The organism is Nonomuraea sp. NPDC047897 (assembly GCF_043204415.1).
In the GTDB taxonomy this organism is placed as follows: Bacteria; Actinomycetota; Actinomycetes; order Streptosporangiales; family Streptosporangiaceae; genus Nonomuraea.
The window spans coordinates 154,978-170,814 of the sequence record NZ_JBIDCC010000005.1; the positions used below are offsets into that span (position 1 = coordinate 154,978).

The 15,837-nt window shown below is 73.8% G+C and carries 17 protein-coding genes; 9 read left to right on the top strand and 8 right to left on the bottom strand.

Annotated elements, in window-relative coordinates; genetic code table 11:
• Window positions 1-20: 20 nt before the first annotated feature.
• Together ACGF0J_RS13395 and ACGF0J_RS13400 are read left to right on the top strand one after the other, a co-directional pair.
• Window positions 21-1,448 carry a hypothetical protein gene (locus tag ACGF0J_RS13395; protein ID WP_393145265.1) on the top strand — a complete coding sequence of 476 codons (1,428 nt, stop codon included), beginning with the start codon at window positions 21-23 and terminating at the stop codon, window positions 1,446-1,448.
• A complete protein-coding gene (locus ACGF0J_RS13400; protein ID WP_393145267.1) occupies window positions 1,445-2,788 on the top strand; it encodes an AAA family ATPase in 1,344 nt (447 codons plus the stop codon). Before ACGF0J_RS13395 ends, ACGF0J_RS13400 begins: the two co-directional genes overlap by 4 nt.
• Before the next feature lie 82 nt (window positions 2,789-2,870).
• Here the strand turns inward: ACGF0J_RS13400 and ACGF0J_RS13405 are convergent, their stop codons facing one another.
• Window positions 2,871-3,800, bottom strand: a complete 930-nt coding sequence (locus ACGF0J_RS13405) for a GNAT family N-acetyltransferase (protein WP_393145269.1) — start codon at window positions 3,798-3,800, stop codon at window positions 2,871-2,873.
• 69 nt (window positions 3,801-3,869) lie between these two features.
• Between ACGF0J_RS13405 and ACGF0J_RS13410 the strand changes: the two genes are divergently transcribed.
• Window positions 3,870-4,190: an STAS domain-containing protein gene (locus ACGF0J_RS13410; protein ID WP_393145271.1), complete on the top strand. Its 321-nt coding sequence runs from the start codon at window positions 3,870-3,872 to the stop codon at window positions 4,188-4,190.
• 45 nt (window positions 4,191-4,235) lie between these two features.
• Here the strand turns inward: ACGF0J_RS13410 and ACGF0J_RS13415 are convergent, their stop codons facing one another.
• The gene (locus tag ACGF0J_RS13415; RefSeq protein ID WP_393145273.1) at window positions 4,236-5,807 is read right to left on the bottom strand and encodes an MDR family MFS transporter; all 1,572 of its coding nucleotides are present in this window, start codon (window positions 5,805-5,807) and stop codon (window positions 4,236-4,238) included.
• Between the two features lie 122 nt (window positions 5,808-5,929).
• On the opposite strand from ACGF0J_RS13415, the gene ACGF0J_RS13420 reads away from it, so the two are divergent.
• The gene (locus ACGF0J_RS13420; protein WP_393145275.1) at window positions 5,930-6,475 is read left to right on the top strand and encodes a TetR/AcrR family transcriptional regulator; all 546 of its coding nucleotides are present in this window, start codon (window positions 5,930-5,932) and stop codon (window positions 6,473-6,475) included.
• 64 nt (window positions 6,476-6,539) lie between these two features.
• Complete coding sequence (locus ACGF0J_RS13425; RefSeq protein ID WP_393145277.1) at window positions 6,540-7,028, top strand: ATP-binding protein; 489 nt, start codon at window positions 6,540-6,542, stop codon at window positions 7,026-7,028.
• Here the strand turns inward: ACGF0J_RS13425 and ACGF0J_RS13430 are convergent.
• The 3 genes from ACGF0J_RS13430 to ACGF0J_RS13440 form a co-directional block, all read right to left on the bottom strand.
• Window positions 7,023-7,220, bottom strand: coding sequence for a hypothetical protein (locus tag ACGF0J_RS13430; RefSeq protein WP_393145279.1), 198 nt, complete (start codon window positions 7,218-7,220; stop codon window positions 7,023-7,025). The two genes, ACGF0J_RS13425 and ACGF0J_RS13430, sit on opposite strands and share 6 nt — an antisense overlap.
• Window positions 7,221-7,278: 58 nt before the next feature.
• A complete protein-coding gene (locus ACGF0J_RS13435; RefSeq protein ID WP_393145281.1) occupies window positions 7,279-8,229 on the bottom strand; it encodes a Ppx/GppA family phosphatase in 951 nt (316 codons plus the stop codon).
• A gap of 134 nt (window positions 8,230-8,363) precedes the next feature.
• The gene (locus ACGF0J_RS13440) at window positions 8,364-8,567 is read right to left on the bottom strand and encodes a hypothetical protein (protein WP_393145859.1); all 204 of its coding nucleotides are present in this window, start codon (window positions 8,565-8,567) and stop codon (window positions 8,364-8,366) included.
• Here ACGF0J_RS13440 and ACGF0J_RS13445 point away from each other — a divergent pair.
• Together ACGF0J_RS13445 and ACGF0J_RS13450 are read left to right on the top strand one after the other, a co-directional pair.
• Window positions 8,536-9,351 (top strand): formylglycine-generating enzyme family protein, encoded by an 816-nt coding sequence (locus ACGF0J_RS13445; protein ID WP_393145847.1) that lies wholly within the window; start codon window positions 8,536-8,538, stop codon window positions 9,349-9,351. The two genes, ACGF0J_RS13440 and ACGF0J_RS13445, sit on opposite strands and share 32 nt — an antisense overlap.
• Window positions 9,352-9,355: 4 nt before the next feature.
• Window positions 9,356-10,489: a glycosyltransferase gene (locus ACGF0J_RS13450; RefSeq protein ID WP_393145283.1), complete on the top strand. Its 1,134-nt coding sequence runs from the start codon at window positions 9,356-9,358 to the stop codon at window positions 10,487-10,489.
• Between the two features lie 24 nt (window positions 10,490-10,513).
• On the opposite strand, the gene ACGF0J_RS13455 is transcribed toward ACGF0J_RS13450, so the two are convergent.
• Complete coding sequence (locus ACGF0J_RS13455) at window positions 10,514-11,416, bottom strand: hypothetical protein (RefSeq protein ID WP_393145285.1); 903 nt, start codon at window positions 11,414-11,416, stop codon at window positions 10,514-10,516.
• A 141-nt stretch (window positions 11,417-11,557) separates the two neighbouring features.
• Window positions 11,558-12,982: a hypothetical protein gene (locus ACGF0J_RS13460; RefSeq protein ID WP_393145287.1), complete on the bottom strand. Its 1,425-nt coding sequence runs from the start codon at window positions 12,980-12,982 to the stop codon at window positions 11,558-11,560.
• Window positions 12,983-13,134: 152 nt separating this feature from the next.
• Here ACGF0J_RS13460 and ACGF0J_RS13465 point away from each other — a divergent pair, with 152 nt between their 5' ends.
• Together ACGF0J_RS13465 and ACGF0J_RS13470 are read left to right on the top strand one after the other, a co-directional pair.
• On the top strand, window positions 13,135-13,791 hold the full coding sequence (locus ACGF0J_RS13465) for a response regulator transcription factor (RefSeq protein ID WP_393145289.1): 657 nt from the start codon (window positions 13,135-13,137) through the stop codon (window positions 13,789-13,791).
• The gene (locus ACGF0J_RS13470; RefSeq protein WP_393145291.1) at window positions 13,788-14,957 is read left to right on the top strand and encodes a sensor histidine kinase; all 1,170 of its coding nucleotides are present in this window, start codon (window positions 13,788-13,790) and stop codon (window positions 14,955-14,957) included. The genes ACGF0J_RS13465 and ACGF0J_RS13470 overlap by 4 nt, the downstream gene beginning before the upstream one ends.
• Window positions 14,958-15,029: 72 nt before the next feature.
• On the opposite strand, the gene ACGF0J_RS13475 is transcribed toward ACGF0J_RS13470, so the two are convergent.
• Window positions 15,030-15,767: an MBL fold metallo-hydrolase gene (locus ACGF0J_RS13475; protein ID WP_393145293.1), complete on the bottom strand. Its 738-nt coding sequence runs from the start codon at window positions 15,765-15,767 to the stop codon at window positions 15,030-15,032.
• Between the last annotated feature and the right edge of the window lie 70 nt (window positions 15,768-15,837).

A 15,837-nucleotide genomic window follows, 5' to 3' on the forward strand; every position in this document is an offset into this window, starting at 1 on the left:
GAGTTCCGGGAGCGTCCGTCGTGAGCCTGCTGACCTCCCTCGCCCGGCTGCGGGCGCTCGACGAGGGCATCGCCCAGCCCGTCGCGACCGTGCGGCACTGCCACCTGTCGGCACGCCCGATGGTGTTCGTCCCGCTCAAGCTCTCCGGCGAGGCCGCCGCGCCGCTGGCCGCCATGCTGGGCGCCGACCGCGACCGGCCGCACCTGCTCGTGGTGGCCCAACCGCGCAACCGGGACCTGCGGTTCGCCTGGGCCGCCGAGCTGGCCGGGGTGCTGCTGCCGTACGTGGAGGGGTTCCTGTCGGGCACCGAGACGGTGGAGCGCAGGAACGCCGACCCGTACGAGCGGGCGCTGGACGCCCCGCAGCTCGTCGTGCCCAACACGGCCGGGGTGGCCTTCACCCGGCTCCTCGGCCGGTCCACGCGCTTCCGGCGGTCCGACGGGCCGTACCCGGTGCCGGAGACGGTGCCGCTGCTCGGCCGCTGGCTCACCTACTTCGGTGAGCGGGCCGCGTTCCCCGGCTCGTCGCTCATGCTCGCCGCGACCGAGGAGCTCGGCAGGCACTGGGCGAGCGGGCAGAGCGGGCTGGAGGACGCCAACCTGGCTGCGCTGCTCGGCTGGATCACCGAGGGGCCGCGCGCCGACGCGGAGGACCCGCTCGTCTGGCCGCCGGCCGGCCCGGCGACCGACCCCGGGTTCGACGCCGAGGTGCTGGCGCCCGCCATCGACAGCGGCTCCGCCGAGCGGATCACCGAGGCGCTGCGCACCCAGCTCGAACCCACCTGGCGCCTCATGTGGCAGGCCATCGACCTGCTGGCCGGCCTGCCGGAGGGCGCTTCGGTGGCGCAGCGGTGGGAGCAGGACCGCGGCTCGTTCTCCGGGATGGCCGCGCAGCTCGCCGAGGGCGGGCCGCCGCAGGCCCGCCGCGACGGCGCGGTCGCCGCCGCGTCCCGGCTGGCGCGCATGGAGCGCGCCCAGGCCGCCTACGACGTGCAGCGGGCCTACGACGACCCGCTCGTCATGGCCGAGTACCGGCTGACCGGCGAGGCGTTCGCCGGTGAGGTGGTCGAGACCGACCCCGAGCACGCCGAGGGCGAGGGCCGCTCACGCAAGCTCCGCCCCCTCGTGGTGGTCAAGACCGACGACCCGGTACGGCTGGCGCCCGGCACCGCGCTGGGCACGCCGCAGCGGCGCGGCCAGGGCGCGCAGCTCGTGTCAGCGGGCGACGGCCTGGTCACCATCAAGATCACCAAGGGGATGGGCCGGGGCAGGACGCCCACGCCCGGGTCGGTGCCGGAGGTGGGCGAGCGGGTCTGCTACTCGTCGCTGACCGACGACTTCCAGGGTTCCGCCGCGCTGCCCGAGGCTGAGGCCACCCCGTGGACGCACGGCGGGCCGCCCCACGCGTACGTGCCCACCGACGAGGACGCCGAGGAGGAGTGGTCGTGACAGGACAGGCCGCCGCGCGGCCCGCCGGGCGGGCCGCAGGGGAGGCTCCGCAGGAGGCCGAGCCGGCCGCGAGCCCCGAGCAGGTCGTCCGCGACGTGCTCGCCGACCTGCCGCGCCATCGCGGGGTGGTCGTCGACTCGCCGCCCGGCGCGGGCAAGTCCACCCTCGTCGTGCGGGCGGCGGCGCACATCGCCGAGACCGGCGAGCCGCTGATGATCGTCGCCCAGACCAACGAGCAGGTGGACGACCTGGTGGCGCGCCTGTGCGAGCGGCATCCGCACCTGACCGTGGGCCGGCTGTCGGCGAGCGGGTACGTGGCGCCGCGGCGGATGCTGGAGCTGCCCGGCGTCACCGTCGGCACCCGGGTGCAGGACCTCGGCGACCCGGACATCGTCATCGCGACCGCGGACAAGTGGGCGTGGATCGCGGGGCGGACGTGGCCGTGGGCGATCGTGGACGAGGCGTACCAGATGCGCTCGGACAAGCTGCTGCGCATCGCCGGGCTGTTCGACCGGGCGCTGTTCGTGGGCGACCCGGGACAGCTCGACCCGTTCTCGATCGTGGACGGCGACCGCTGGTCCGGGCTCTCGTGGGACCCGCTGCAGAGCGCCGTTTCGGTGCTGCTGCGGCACAACCCCGACCTGCCGGTGCACCGGTTGCCGGTGTCGTGGCGGCTGCCCGCGTCGGCGGCGCCGGTGGTGTCGCGGGCGTTCTACCCGTTCACCGGGTTCCGTTCGGGCACGGGGCCGGGCGAGCGGCGGCTGGAGCTGGCGACCGGCGGCATGGGCACGGTGCACGACCGGGCGCTGGAGGAGGCGGCCCGGTCCGGGTGGGCGCTGCTGGAGCTGCCGAACCGGCACACCGTGCGCACCGACGGCGAGGCCGTGCGGGCCGTGGCGCTGCTGGCGGCCCGGCTGCTGCAACGCGGCGCGGTCGCGAGCTCGGAGCAGGGCGAACGGCCCGTGACGGCCGGCCGGATCGCGGTGGGCGCCGCGCACCGCGACCAGGTGGCGGCGATCAGGAACGCCGGGCTGCCGCCCGAGATCACCGTGGACACGGCCAACCGGCTGCAGGGACGGGAGTACGACGTGACGATCGTGCTGCACCCGCTGTCGGGGCGGCGGGACGCGACCGCCTTCCACCTGGAGTCGGGGCGGCTGTGCGTGCTCGCCTCGCGGCACCGGCACGCGTGCGTGGTGGTGGCGCGGGCGGGCATCGCCGAGTTGCTGGACGCCCACCCGTCGGCGGAGCCGGTGCAGCTGGGGGTGCCGGTCAAGTTTCCGGACGGCTGGGAGGCCAACCAGTCGGTCCTGGACCACCTGGCGGCCCACCGCGTCTGACCCGCCGCGCGGGCCCGGCGGGTCGCAGGCCGGTCCGCGCGGGCCCGGCGGGTCGCAGGCCGGTCCGCGCGGGCCCGGCGGGTCACAGGCGGCGGCGCAGGACGTCGATGACCATGATCGTGCGCATGCCCGCCGACAGGTAGAGATCGAGGGCCGGCGTGGTGTTGTGCGAGTCGACGTGCAGGATCGTGCCCTGGCGGCCGCGGTCGGCGTCGGCGGCGAACGCGTGCAGCAGCAGGAACCGGCCGAGGCCCCTGCCCCGGAACTCGGGCAGGACGGCCAGCGTCGCGACGTAGCCGCAGCCCTCGTCGGCGACGAACTGGTCGTTGCCGATGACGACCCCCGCGGGGCGGCCGTCGATCCGGGCGAGGGTGAGCCGGCTCCAGTCGGTGGTGCTGCGCGCCTGACGGCGTTCGTACCAGTCGTCGTAGCAGACGGGGACGAAGCCGAAGTGGTCGGCGAAGCCGGCCTGGTGGACCTGGTGGGCCTGCCTGCGCACCTCGTCGCCCTCGCCGGTGTGCAGGGTGATCCCGGGCGGCGGGGCGGGCGGGGCGGCCGGGCCGTCGTGGTCGATGCGCAGCCGGTGGTAGGTGGTGCCGGGGCCGAACCCGTGCCGGTGGGCCAGCGCGCGTTTGGCCTCGTCCACCCGGTGGACGCCGACGTCCACGGTGACGCGGTCGCGGCCGCGCTCGGCGCCCAGCTCGCGGGCCCGGCCGAGGACGAGCCCCCACAGCTCGTCGGCGCGGCTCTCGGCGCCCGGCCGGACGTACACGTCGATCTGCACGAGGTCGTCGTCGCCCGGCGCGTAGGCCGAGGCCCAGCCCACCAGGCGGCCGCCGGCGTCGTGGGCCAGCCAGCCGTCGCGGCCGGGGTCGAAGCCGGGCTCGGCCAGCTCGTCGGCGATGTCGTCGAGGGTCGTGTCGACCCTGCCGAGGACGGCCAGGTCGCACGCGGCCACGAGCTCGTGGATGGCGGCGGCGTCCGCCGCCCGCGGCCGGCTCAGTGAGGTCATGAGGAGGATTGTGCACGGACCGGCCGGGGCGCGCCGCTCATTTTCGGCGCCGCTGGCTAGGCTGGAGAGATGCTCGACAAGACGCCGCTGAGCATCGGCGTCGAGGCGCCGGAGCCGGACGTCGTCCGGCTGGTGCTCGGCGGCGACCTCGACTACGAGACGGTCGCCGGTCTGACGGGGCTGGAGCTGCCCGCCGGCTACCGGCGGCTCGACGTCGACCTGTCGGGCGTGACGTTCCTCGACTCCTCGGGGCTGGCGGCGCTGATCCGCCTGCACCGCCGGGCCGAGCAGGACGGCGGCGCCATGCGGGTGGTGGCGCTGACGCCCTACCTGCGCGACGTGCTGCGGATGACGGCGATGGACCGCCTGTTCGCGCTGCCGCCCGACTGACGCGGCCCGACTGACGCGGCTCCCGCACGCGCCGCGTCCCGCCATTCAGGCGGGCGGGGCGACCGGCTCCTTGTCCCCGTCCGGCGAGGGCGCGGCGCCGCGCAGCGGGATCTCCTTGACGAACGCCGCCAGCACCGGCACGGCCACGGCGAACACGATCGCCCACCAGAAGACGGTGGACAGGGACGAGGTCAGGGACTCCAGGATCGCCGAGCGGCCCTGGGGCGGCATGGCGGCCAGGGTGGCGGGGTCCATCCGGCCGCCGCCCCGCACGAGCCGGTCCGCCGCCTGCGGGCCGAGCCGTTCGGTGAGCCCCTCGGCGAATCCGTGGTTGAACACCGCGCCGAACAGGGACACGCCGAACGAGCCGCCGATGGAGCGGAAGAACGTGGACGTGCTGCTGGCGACGCCGAGGTCCTTCTGCTCGACGCTGTTCTGGGCGATCAGCACGGTGGTCTGCATGAGGAAGCCCATGCCGGAGCCGAGCACGGCGATGTAGAGGCCGGTCTGCCAGCTCGGCGTGCCGACGCCCATGGTCGACAGCAGCCACATGCCGACGACCATGCCGGCGCCGCCGATCACGGGGTAGATCTTGTAGCGGCCGGTCGTGGTGATGGCCCGGCCCACGACCAGGGAGATCACCATGGCGGCGCCCATCATGGGCAGGAGCAGCAGTCCGGAGTCGGTGGCCGAGGCGCCCTGGACCGTCTGCTGGAACAGCGGCAGGAAGTTGATCGCGCCGAACATGGCGAAGCCGAGCAGGAAGCCGATGGCGGAGACGAGGGTGAAGTTGCGGTTGCGGAAGAGCTGGAGCGGCATGATCGGCTCGGCGGCGCCGCGTTCGACGTGGACGAAGGCCGCCAGCGTGACGACCGCGACGGCGGCCAGGGAGAGGATCTGCCAGGAGCTCCAGGCGTAGTCGGTGCCGCCCCAGGTGGTCACGAGCACCATGGCGGTGATGCTGACCGACAGCAGGATCGCGCCCGGCCAGTCGATGCGCACCGGCCCGCGGTCGTGGCGGGGCAGCTTCAGCCTGACGGCGAGCACGGCCAGCGCGACGGCGCCGATGGGCAGGTTCACGTAGAAGGCCCAGCGCCAGTCGAGGTGGTCGGTGATGAAGCCGCCGACGAGCGGTCCCGCGATCATGGCGAGGGACATGGTGCCCGCCATCAGGCCCTGGTACTGGCCGCGCTCGCGGGGCGGGACGAGGTCGCCGATGATCGCCATGACGTTCACGATCAGCCCGCCCGCGCCGAGGCCCTGGAGCGCGCGGAAGGCGATGAGCTGCGCCATGCCGTTCTCGGGGCCGCCGAGTAGGGCCGAGCCGGCCATGCCGCACAGGGCGGAACCGGCCATGAAGACGACGATGGAGACCATGAAGATGGTCTTGCGGCCGTAGAGGTCTCCGATCTTGCCCCAGATGGGCGTGGAGACGGTCGTGCCCAGGACGTAGGCGGTGACGACCCAGGAGAGCTGCGACAACCCGCCGAGCTCGCCCACGATGCGGGGCATCGCCGTGCCCACGATCATGTTGTCGAGCATGGCCAGGATCATCGTCAGCATCAGCCCGGGCAGCACCACCATGACTTCGCGGCGACGTCCTCCCGCTTCCGACATGTGACCCCCATGATTCGCTGGTCCTTACTTGCCGACCGGCAAGCGTCCACTAAGCTAGGTACTTACCAGCCGGCCGTCAAGCTGACTCTCTCAGCGGTAGTTCAGTGGGAAACAGGTGCACAGTGCCCGAAGACACCCGGACCCGTATCCAGGACATAGCGCTCAGGCTCTTCACGGAGCAGGGCTACGAGGCAACGTCGTTGCGCGAGATCGCCGAGGAGCTCGGCGTGACCAAGGCAGCGCTGTACTACCACTTCAAGACCAAGGACGACATCCTCACGAGCCTCGTCGACGTGCGCGTGCAGGAGCTCGAGAAGCTGCTCACCTGGGTCCGGTCGCAGCCGAGGACGCCGCGCACGCGGCACGAGGTGGTGGTCCGCTACGCCGGGCTGCTCCAGGAGCGCCGCTACGTGCAGATCACCCGCTTCCTGGAGCGCAACCAGACGGCCCTGCGCGACAACCCCACGTTCACCCGCATCCGCGAGGCGCTGCTCGACATCACCGTGGAGCTGAGCGACCCCGACGACCCGCCGGCCGTCAAGTTGAGCCGGGCGATGTCGCTGTTCGCGCTGCACGCCGGCAAGTGGCTGATGCAGGGCGAGAAACTGCCGGAGGAGGAGCTGAGCGAGGCGGCGGTGGAGGTGGCGCTCAAGCTGGTGGAGCCGTAGTGGCGATTGGGACGATCGATCGCGGGCATGGGGCTGTCACGCATCCGAACGGGAGGAGAAGCAGGTGGAGGCGACGATAGCGCTCCGGCTGCCCAGGGATGCGGCGAGCGTCCCGCTGATCAGGCAGATCCTCGAGGCGACCCTCAACACCCTCGGCGTCGAGGAGCAGATCCGCGACGACATCGAGCTCATGCTGAGCGAGGCGTGCTCCAACGTGATCAGGCACGCCGGCGCCGGCGACGAGTACACGGTCAGCGCGGGGGTCCACGACGACCTGTGCGTGATCAAGGTGATCGACATGGGGAACGGCTTCGACCCCCGGCTGGTGGGGCAGGCGCCGCCGGAGGCCGAGCACGGCCGGGGCATCCAGATCATGCGGGCACTCGCCGACGACATCCGGTTCACCAACAGGGCCGAGCACGGGGCGGTGGTGTGCCTGGAGAAGCGACTGCGTTTCCTGCCCGGGGCGGCGGCCTCGACGTTCATGGAGGCGGAGGGTGCCGCCCCCATGAACGGCGAAGCGGCGGGGCCGCGCCCGGGCAGGCCCCTATGAGACCCCTCTGAGCACCGTCCGGAGAGCCGTACGGCTGAACACCGCGCGGCCCGGACCGTGCGAGAGCCGGGTGGTGGCCCCCACCATGCACGCGAGCGCGAGCAGGAACACCACCGCGATGAGCACCACTGCCAGGAACACCAGGGACAAGGCGATCGCCACGGAGGCGAGCGCGCCGAGAGCTTCCAACATCCGCCCAGACGTTCCCGCCCGGGCCCGGCCTATGCCTTGACGCGGCGATAGATCCGGCTCACCGGGAGGGAAGATCCCCCGGACCGGGGAGCAGGTCCAGCCGGCGCAGGATGACCCCTTCGCGCAGCGCCCACGGACAGACCTCAAGCCGGTCCACCTCGTACAGGTCCATGACCGCGTCGGCGACCAGCGCGCCGGCCGCGAGCTGCGCCGCCCGGCCCGGCGAGACGCCCGGGAGCTGGGCGCACGCGGCGGAGTCCATGGTGGTGAGCTTGCCGGCCCAGTAGGCCATGTCCTGCCGGGCCAGCGAGCGCGGCGTGTGCGGCCCGTCGCTCGACGGGGCGGCCCCCGCGATCCGGGCGAGCTGCTTGAACGTCTTGGACGTGGCGACCGCTCGGGTGGCCCCGCCGTAGCGGGCGATACTGCCGACCGTGCGGGCGATCTCGGCGCGCACGTGCCTGCGCAGCGCGCGCACCTCGGTGGCGGGCGGCGGGTCGGCGGTGAACCAGTCGCGGGTCAGCCGGCCCGCGCCGAGGGGCAGCGACACGGCCACGTCGGGCTCCTCGTCCACCCCCGCGGCGATCTCCAGCGAGCCGCCGCCGATGTCGAAGGCGAGCAGCCGGCCCGCCGACCAGCCGAACCACCGCCGCACCGCCAGGAACGTCAGCCTGGCCTCGTCGGGCCCGGACAGCACCTCGATGTCCACGCCGCAGCGCGCGTCGATCTGGGTGATCACCTGCTCGCCGTTGGCGGCCTCGCGCACGGCCGAGGTGGCGAAGGCGATGAACTCCTCCACCCCCTTGTCCTCGGCCAGCCGCAGCGCCTCCTCGACGAACGCGCCCAGCAGCTCGATGCCCTCGGCGGACAGCTCGTCGGCGGCGTCGAGGTGCGCGGTGAGCCGCAGCTCCTCCTTGTGGGAGTAGGCGGGGATCGGGCAGGCGCCCCGGTGGGCGTCGACGACCAGTAAATGCACCGTGTTCGAGCCGATGTCCAGCACGCCGAGTCGCATGGGGACGACGCTACAGGCCGCCGCCCGGCACCGCGAAGGCGGGACCTGACCGGCGAACCCGGCCGGCCCGTCCTGGGGGGCCACTACCCTTCCAGATGTCGCGAGGCTTCAGATGCCACGAGGCGGCACAGAGGTCACCGAGCGGGGAGGGAAGCGTTGAGCGCGTGCTGCGGGCCGAGCCGGCCGGAGACCGTGTCGGGGACCGCGCCGGGGACCGCGCCGGCGACCGTGTCGGCGACCGTGTCGGGGGCGCGTCCGGTGCCGGGGGCACCTGCCGCACCGGCGCGGCGGGAGCCGCCGCGCGGGATGGTGCGGGTGCCCGGCGGCACGTTCCGCATGGGCGGCGACGACCCCGACGGGCACCCCGCCGACGGTGAGGGCCCGGTGCGCGAGGTGCGGCTGCGGCCGTTCCTCATCGACCCGGCGTGCGTGACCAACGCCCAGTTCGCCAGGTTCGTCAAGGAGACCGGGTACGTGACGCAGGCCGAGAGGATCGGCTGGTCGTTCGTGTTCCGGCGGTTCGCCACCGGCGGCGTCATGGACGCGGGCGTGCCGGGGGCGCCGTGGTGGGCCGGCGTGGCGGGGGCGACGTGGCGCTCCCCGGAGGGCCCGGGCTCGTCGATCGGCGACCGGCAGAACCATCCGGTGGTGCACGTGTCGTGGCACGACGCCGCAGCCTACGCGGCGTGGGCGGGCAAGCGGCTGCCGACCGAGGCGGAGTGGGAGATGGCGGCCCGCGGCGGCCTGGAGCGGGCGCGTTACCCGTGGGGCGACGAGCTGTCCCCCAACGGGAGGCAGCGGTGCAACATCTGGCGGGGCCCCTTCCCCGCCGCGCCCAGCAAGGGGACGATGCCAGTCAAGTCGTTCCAGCCGAACGGGTACGGCCTGCACAACGTCGTGGGCAACGTGTGGGAGTGGACGGCCGACTGGTGGGGCACCGCGTGGGAGGCGTTCGCCGAGGACCCGGCGGGCCCGGCGGAGGGCACGGCGAAGGTGATGCGGGGCGGCTCCTACCTGTGCCACGACTCCTACTGCAACCGCTACCGGGTGGCGGCGCGCACGTCGAACACCCCTGACTCCTCGACCGGACACACGGGTTTCCGCTGCGCGGCCATACCCTGATCGCATGTCTCGTACCCTGCGACTGTTGATCACCGGCGGCGGCACCGGCGGTCACACCTATCCGGCCCTGACGACCCTGCAGGCCGTCCAGCGGCGTCAGGTGCCGCACGACGTGCTCTGGGTGGGCACCGCGAACGGCCTGGAGGCCAGGATCACGGCCGAGCACGGCATCCCGTTCAAGGCGATCACGACGGGCAAGCTGCGCCGCCGGCCCAACCTGCGTGAGCTCGGCACCAACCTGGCCGACCTGTTCCGCATCCCGGTGGGGGTGGCGCAGGCGGTGGGGCACGCGGCCCGCTACCTGCCCGACGTGGTGCTGTCGACCGGGGGCTACGTGGCCGTGCCGATCGGCGTGGCGGCCAAGCTGATCAGGCGGCCGCTGGTCATGCACGAGCAGACGACGGTCGTGGGGCTGGCCAACCGCATCCTGGCCAGGCTGGCGACGCGGATCGCGCTGTCGCACGAGTCGTCGCTGGAGCACCTGCCGCCGTCGGCGCGGGCCAGGGCCGTGGTGACCGGCAACCCGATCAGGCCCGAGTTGCTGCGCGGCGACCGGGCCGCGGCCTACGACCTGTTCGGGCTGACGTTCGAGGTGCCGCTGGTCTACGTGACGGGCGGTGCGCAGGGCAGCAAGCAGATCAACACGCTCATCGCGGAGATCCTGCCCCGGCTGCTGCCGCACGCCCAGGTGGTGCACCAGTGCGGTCCGGCGTGGATCGACCAGATGCGCGCCGTGCGGCTGCCGCCGGAGCTGGCCGAGCGCTACCACCCGGTGCCGTACGTGGGAGCGGAGCTGGCCGACCTGTTCGCCGCGGCCGACGTGGTGATCTCGCGCAGCGGCGCGGGCACGGTCTCGGAGCTGACGGCCATCGGCAAGCCGTCGGTGCTCGTGCCGCTCATCCCGACGGGCGGCGACGAGCAGCGCAAGAACGCCTCCTACCTGGTGTCGGCGGGCGCGGCGCGGGCGCTGCTGGAGCCGCGTCCGGGGCCCGAGCAGTTGCTGGCCGAGCTGATGCCGCTGCTGGCCGATCCCGGGCTGCGGGCGGCCATGGCGGAGGCGGCGCGCAAGCTGGGCCGCCTCGACGCGGCCGACGTGCTGTGCGACCTGCTGCTGGAGACGGCGGCGGTGTCCCACTGACGTGCGGCCGGCGGCGCGGGGAGGTCAGCCCTCAAGGTGGCGGAACGCCTCGTGCGCCGAGCTGACGCTGCGCCTGAGCAGCCGTTCGAGCTGGTCGGCGTCCTGCGTGAGGCGTTCGATCTCCGGCACGGACAGGGCGTCGGCGCCCGACTCGGCCAGCAGTTCCTCGTAGCGCGGCAGCCGGGCGCGCAGCTCCTCGATCTGGTCGCGGGCGTGGTAGGCCCGCTCGGCCTCGGTGACGTGGGCCGCGTACCGTTCCAGCGCCTCGACGCGGGCGACGACCGCCGCCTCGCTGTCGGCCAGGGCCCGTTCGAGCGGCCGCACGACGGCGGCGACCTCGGGTGCGACGCCGCGGGCCAGCAGCGCGCGATGCTCGGCGCGCAGGGCCGACAGCTTGGCGAGCAGGCGGGCGACCTCCCACTCCTGCTCGGGCAGCAGGATGGCGTTGCGGGGCCCGTCGAGCAGCCCTTCGGCGTTGACGTGGGAGCGCAGCACGGTCCCGATGGCCCGCTGGGCCCGGCCGAGCACGTCCGCCGCCTCCTCGTCGAAGTCCTCGGGCAGCAGGTAGCGGCCGTCGTGCAGGCGGGCCTGCTCGTACACGCCGCGCGCGTGGGGCCGCTCCCGCTCGACGGTCTCGCTCATCGAGGCGATCCTGAGCAGGACGACGAAGACGAAGCCGCCCAGCAGGACGAAGCCGAGCGGCGCCAGCGGGGATTCGAGCAGCAGGGTCATCAGGGCGAGCACCACGGGGGTGGCGGCGAGCAGCGCCACGCTGGACGGGCCGCGCCGCGGCGGCTGCGGCGGCTCGGCGGGCGGCGTCCAGCCGGACCTGATCCGGACCAGCAGGGGGGCGTTCGCGCGCAGCAACCCGGCGATCTCCGGGGGCACTCCCGGATCGACGACCACACCCACGCTCTGCCTCGGCACCCTGGCGCCCCCAACGCTCGTGATGTCCGAATAGTACGGAAGATTGCGCGCCAGTGTCAGCCTCGCGAGGGACAGTCCCGCGTGAGCGGCGGCTCGGCGATCGCGGGGGCGGCCGGCCGCCGGGCAGCGCGAGCGTCCCTCTCACCGCGGCGCGGTGGTCTCCTCCCGCGGGGCCGGGCGACGGCGCGGACGCGGCGTCCCGGCGAGGGCGAGGGCGGCGGCGACGCAGGCGAGCGGGATGGCGGGCAGCACGTAGCGGTGGTCGAAGTCGAGGGCGGCGACGGGGGCGACGAGCAGGAACATCGCGAACGCCCAGGGCAGCAGCGCCGGCCGGCGGCGGCCGACGGACCCGATGCCGCCGGCGAGCAGCAGCACGCCGAACAGGGTGCCGTGCAGGAACCACGGGTAGGGGTAGGCGGCCAGCAGGGAGGCGAACGGCTCGACCGAGCGCATGCCGCGGATGTCGGTGTCGTAGGCCCGCCGCACCTCGCCGATGAGGGCGTGCTGCTCGGGCAGCGCCCAGGAGCCGCGCGGGAAGGACGTGGTGGGGTTCATCCGGCGCGGGTGCGGCACCGGTTCCCAGGTGAAGGCGAGGGAGGTGTCCTTGACGACCTCGGCCAGGTAGTCGAGCGGCTGGGCGGTGATGACCCGCACGGCGAAGGACCTGGCCAGGTCGTTGTGGGCGAACCGGCCGCCGGGCAGCCGGTTGAGCGAGGCGGTGGGCGCCCAGACGTACTCGGAGGCCGCGTCGACGACGGTGCCGTTCGGGCAGAGCGGCGCCTCCCGCGGGGGCGGCTTGACGACCGAGCAGTCGGCGAAGGTCATGGTGCGGGCCCACAGCGCGACCCCGTCGGAGCCGCTGAGCGCGAACCTGCCGTGGTGCTGGGCGTACCAGCCGGCGTAGGCGGCCAGCGGCAGCGTGCCGGCCAGGGCCATGGCCACGAACGGCCGCCATCCGGCGCGCCGGATGAGCAGGTGGAGCAGGGCCAGGCCGATCAGCGGCACGGCGGCGGTGCGGGTCAGCCCGGCGAGCGCGAGCAGCAGCCCGGCGAGGGCGGCGAGCCGGACGGACACCGTCTCCCGCCACATCACGGCCAGCAGCGCGCCGACGACGAGGGCGATGACCTGCGTGTCCGACAGGATCGCGTGCTCCAGCCGGAGGAACGACGGGTCGAACAGCACGGGAAGGGCCGCGAGCGTCGCCCCCCAGCCGGGCAGCGACCGGCGGCGCAGCAGCACGTAGATCATGACGCCGACGCCGAGGCCGATCAGGTGCTGCACCCCGGCTATCACTTCGACGCTGTGGAAGGGCCGCATCAGCCACAGGAACCACGAGTAGCCGGCCGGGTGGAAGGCGCCGTTGGGCCGCAGGTGGAGCGCGGTGTCCAGATAGGTGAAGGAGTCGTACCAGTAGAGCTGGGCGGTGTCGTAGCCGAGCATGACGAGCGCGCGCAGGGCCGCGGCGAGGGCGAGGGCGACCGCGAACAGGCGGTGTCCCCGCCCGGTCCGGCCGTCCGGCCGCGCGGCGTTGAGCGGTCGCGGCGTCGCCCGCAGGGTGGGTGTCATTGGTCGTTCCCCCGGGGTCGGGCCGGTCGGGTCCGGCCGTAGGGGAGGCAGTCCAGCGATCAGGCGCTAACGTGAGCGGCACCGAAAGTGGTTATGCGGGCGTTATGCCGCTTGATCCACACTGGCGTCATTTGCGATCTTTGGGGGCAGGGGTGCGGGTTCTGGTGGCCGAGGACGAGCGGATGCTCGCCGACTCGATCGCCGAGGGGTTGCGCGGCGAGGCGCTCGCCGTGGACGTGGCCTACGACGGCGAGGCCGCGCTGGAACGGCTCACGGTGCACGACTACGACGTGCTGATCCTCGACCGGGACCTGCCCCTGGTCCACGGCGACGACGTGTGCGCGCGGGTGGCCGGCGAGGGCCGGCTGGTGCGGGTGCTCATGCTGACCGCCGCGGGCGACGTGCGCTCCCGGGTGGCGGGGCTGTCGCTGGGGGCCGACGACTACCTGCCCAAGCCGTTCGCGTTCGAGGAACTCGTCGCGCGGGTGCACGCGCTGGGACGCCGGTCCCGGCCGCCCGACCCGCCGATGCTGGAGCGGGCCGGGGTGCGGCTGGACTGGGCGCACCGGCAGGTGTTCCGGGACGGCAGGTACGTGCCGCTCGCGCGCAAGGAGTTCGGCGTGCTGGCCGAGCTGCTGCGCGCCCAGGGGGCGGTGGTGTCGGCCGAGACCCTGCTGGAGAAGGTGTGGGACGAGCACATCGACCCGTTCACCAACACGGTCCGCACGACGATGACGAAGCTGCGCAAGAAGCTCGGCGAGCCGCAGGTCATCGAGACGATCCCCGGCTCGGGGTACCGCATCCCGTGAGCATCCGCCTGCGTTTCGCCCTGGCCTGCGCCGGGGTCGCCGCCGTCCTGGCCGCGCTCGCGGTGACCGCGCTCTACCTGGTGGTGCAGCAGAGCCTGGCCTACCGCACCGGGCTCGTCACCCCCGACTACATCGACGCCCAGTACGCCGGGCGGTTCTTCGGGCGGCTCTACCGCTACCAGGAAGCCTACGAGGTCGTCCGCGACCGGGTGCTGCACGTCCTGTCCGTCTACCAGCGCGACGTTCTGGCGAACGTGCGCCTCATGGGCGCGCTGACGGTGGCGGCCGTCGCCGCGGCGGCGTTCGGGCTGGGCTGGCGGGTGGCCGGATGGGTGCTGCGGCCGCTGACCGCCGTCACGATGACCGCGCGGCGGGTCGCCCAGTCCCACGACCTCACCGAGCGCATCGACCACCGGGGGCCGTCCGACGAGCTGAAGGAGCTGGCCGACATCGTCGACACCATGCTCGGCCGGCTGGCCCGCTCGTTCGACGGGCAGCGCAGGTTCGTCGCGAACGCCTCGCACGAGCTGCGCACCCCCCTGACGATCAACCGGACGCTGGTGGACGTGGCCGTGCGCCGGCCCGACGCGACGGACGACGTCAAACGGCTCGGCGAGTCGCTGCTGCTGGTCAACGCCCGGCACGAGCGGCTCATCGACGGGTTGCTGGCGCTCACCGAGGGCGAGCAGGCGGTGCTGGACCGGCAGCCGTTCGACCTGAGCGACGTGGCCGAGCACGTGCTCGACCAGGCCGCCGGCGAGGCCGCGGAGCGGGAGGTGACGATCCACCGGCTGCTGGACGCCGCGCCCACGACGGGCGAGGCGGTGCTGGTGGAGCGGCTGGTGCAGAACCTCGTGGAGAACGCCGTCCGGCACAACCACCCCAAGGGCGAGGTGTGGGTGACGACCCGGCACCGAGGCGATCGGGTCGAGCTCGTGGTGGCCAACACCGGGCTCCAGGTGCCTCCGTACGAGATCGAGACGATCTTCCAGCCGTTCCGGCGGCTGCACGGCGACCGGCTGCGCTCCGACCGGGGCAGCGGCCTCGGCCTGTCGATCGTGCGGGTCATCACCGAGGCGCACCACGGCACGGTCACCGCCCGGCCGCGCGAGGAGGGCGGGCTGACGATCACGGTGGAGCTGCCCGCCTCCGACGCCCGCGGCTGAGCACCGGCCGCGGCGGCCCGGGTCCGCGTCGCACCGGCCGATCCGCATCGCAGCGGCCGGTCCGCGTCGCGCTCACAGGCACACGGTGGTGCCCTGGGAGGCGACGGCCAGCTCGCCGGAGTAGGACCTCGCCGCCGCGGCCAGCGCGGGCTCGGGCTCGGTGCCCGGCCACAGATGAGTGAGCAGGAGGCGCGCCGCGCCTGCCGCCGCCGCGGTGCGTCCCGCCTGCGCGGCGGTGGAGAGGTAGGGCGCGTCCTCGCCGGGAACCTGTTCCGGGTAGGTCGCCTCGGCCAGCAGCAGGTCGGCGTCCCTGGCGAGATCCACCAGCGTGTCGGCCGGCCCGGTGTCGCCGGTGTAGGCCATCACCTTGCCGCCGCCGCTCAGCCGCAGCCCGGCGTTCGGCACGTGGTGCGGCAACGCCCAGGTGTCCAGCCGGAACGGCCCCACCTCCAGCGCGCGGGACGGCACCAGGTCGTGCGGCACGACGCCGCGGGCCGACATCCGGGCGTCCAGGCGGAGGACGGCGTCGAGCGCTCCCTCCGGCGCGTACACCGGCAGCGCGGGCGGGCGCGCGTCACCCAGAGCCCGGGCGCGCAGGAGCGGGTTCAGGTCGGCGCAATGGTCGGGATGGCCGTGGGTCACCAGCACCGCGTCGATCTCCTCGGCCCCGGCGAGCCGCAGCAACCTGGGCAGGACGGCGTACCCCGGATCGATCAGGACCCGGAAACCGTCGTGTTCGACCAGGTAGCCGCTGCACGCCTGACCGGCGGCCGGCCAGGCCCCGCAGCCTCCGAGTACGGTGAGCCTCACCGCGATCCGCCGTACCGGCGAAGAACAAGCATGCCGGTAAGGTAGCGGCCAAGTGGACTGGTGCTACAGG

What these genes read in the sequence shown, in the direction of transcription:
- ACGF0J_RS13410 (WP_393145271.1), top strand. Translation starts at nt 3,870, where the DNA reads ATGCTCGACAAGACGCCGCTGAGCATCGGCGTCGAGGCGCCGGAGCCG.
- ACGF0J_RS13435 (WP_393145281.1), bottom strand. Translation starts at nt 8,229, where the DNA reads ATGCGACTCGGCGTGCTGGACATCGGCTCGAACACGGTGCATTTACTG.
- ACGF0J_RS13430 (WP_393145279.1), bottom strand. Translation starts at nt 7,220, where the DNA reads ATGTTGGAAGCTCTCGGCGCGCTCGCCTCCGTGGCGATCGCCTTGTCC.
- ACGF0J_RS13440 (WP_393145859.1), bottom strand. Translation starts at nt 8,567, where the DNA reads ATGCGGAACGTGCCGCCGGGCACCCGCACCATCCCGCGCGGCGGCTCC.
- ACGF0J_RS13460 (WP_393145287.1), bottom strand. Translation starts at nt 12,982, where the DNA reads ATGACACCCACCCTGCGGGCGACGCCGCGACCGCTCAACGCCGCGCGG.
- ACGF0J_RS13415 (WP_393145273.1), bottom strand. Translation starts at nt 5,807, where the DNA reads ATGTCGGAAGCGGGAGGACGTCGCCGCGAAGTCATGGTGGTGCTGCCC.
- ACGF0J_RS13405 (WP_393145269.1), bottom strand. Translation starts at nt 3,800, where the DNA reads ATGACCTCACTGAGCCGGCCGCGGGCGGCGGACGCCGCCGCCATCCAC.
- ACGF0J_RS13450 (WP_393145283.1), top strand. Translation starts at nt 9,356, where the DNA reads ATGTCTCGTACCCTGCGACTGTTGATCACCGGCGGCGGCACCGGCGGT.
- ACGF0J_RS13445 (WP_393145847.1), top strand. Translation starts at nt 8,536, where the DNA reads ATGGTGCGGGTGCCCGGCGGCACGTTCCGCATGGGCGGCGACGACCCC.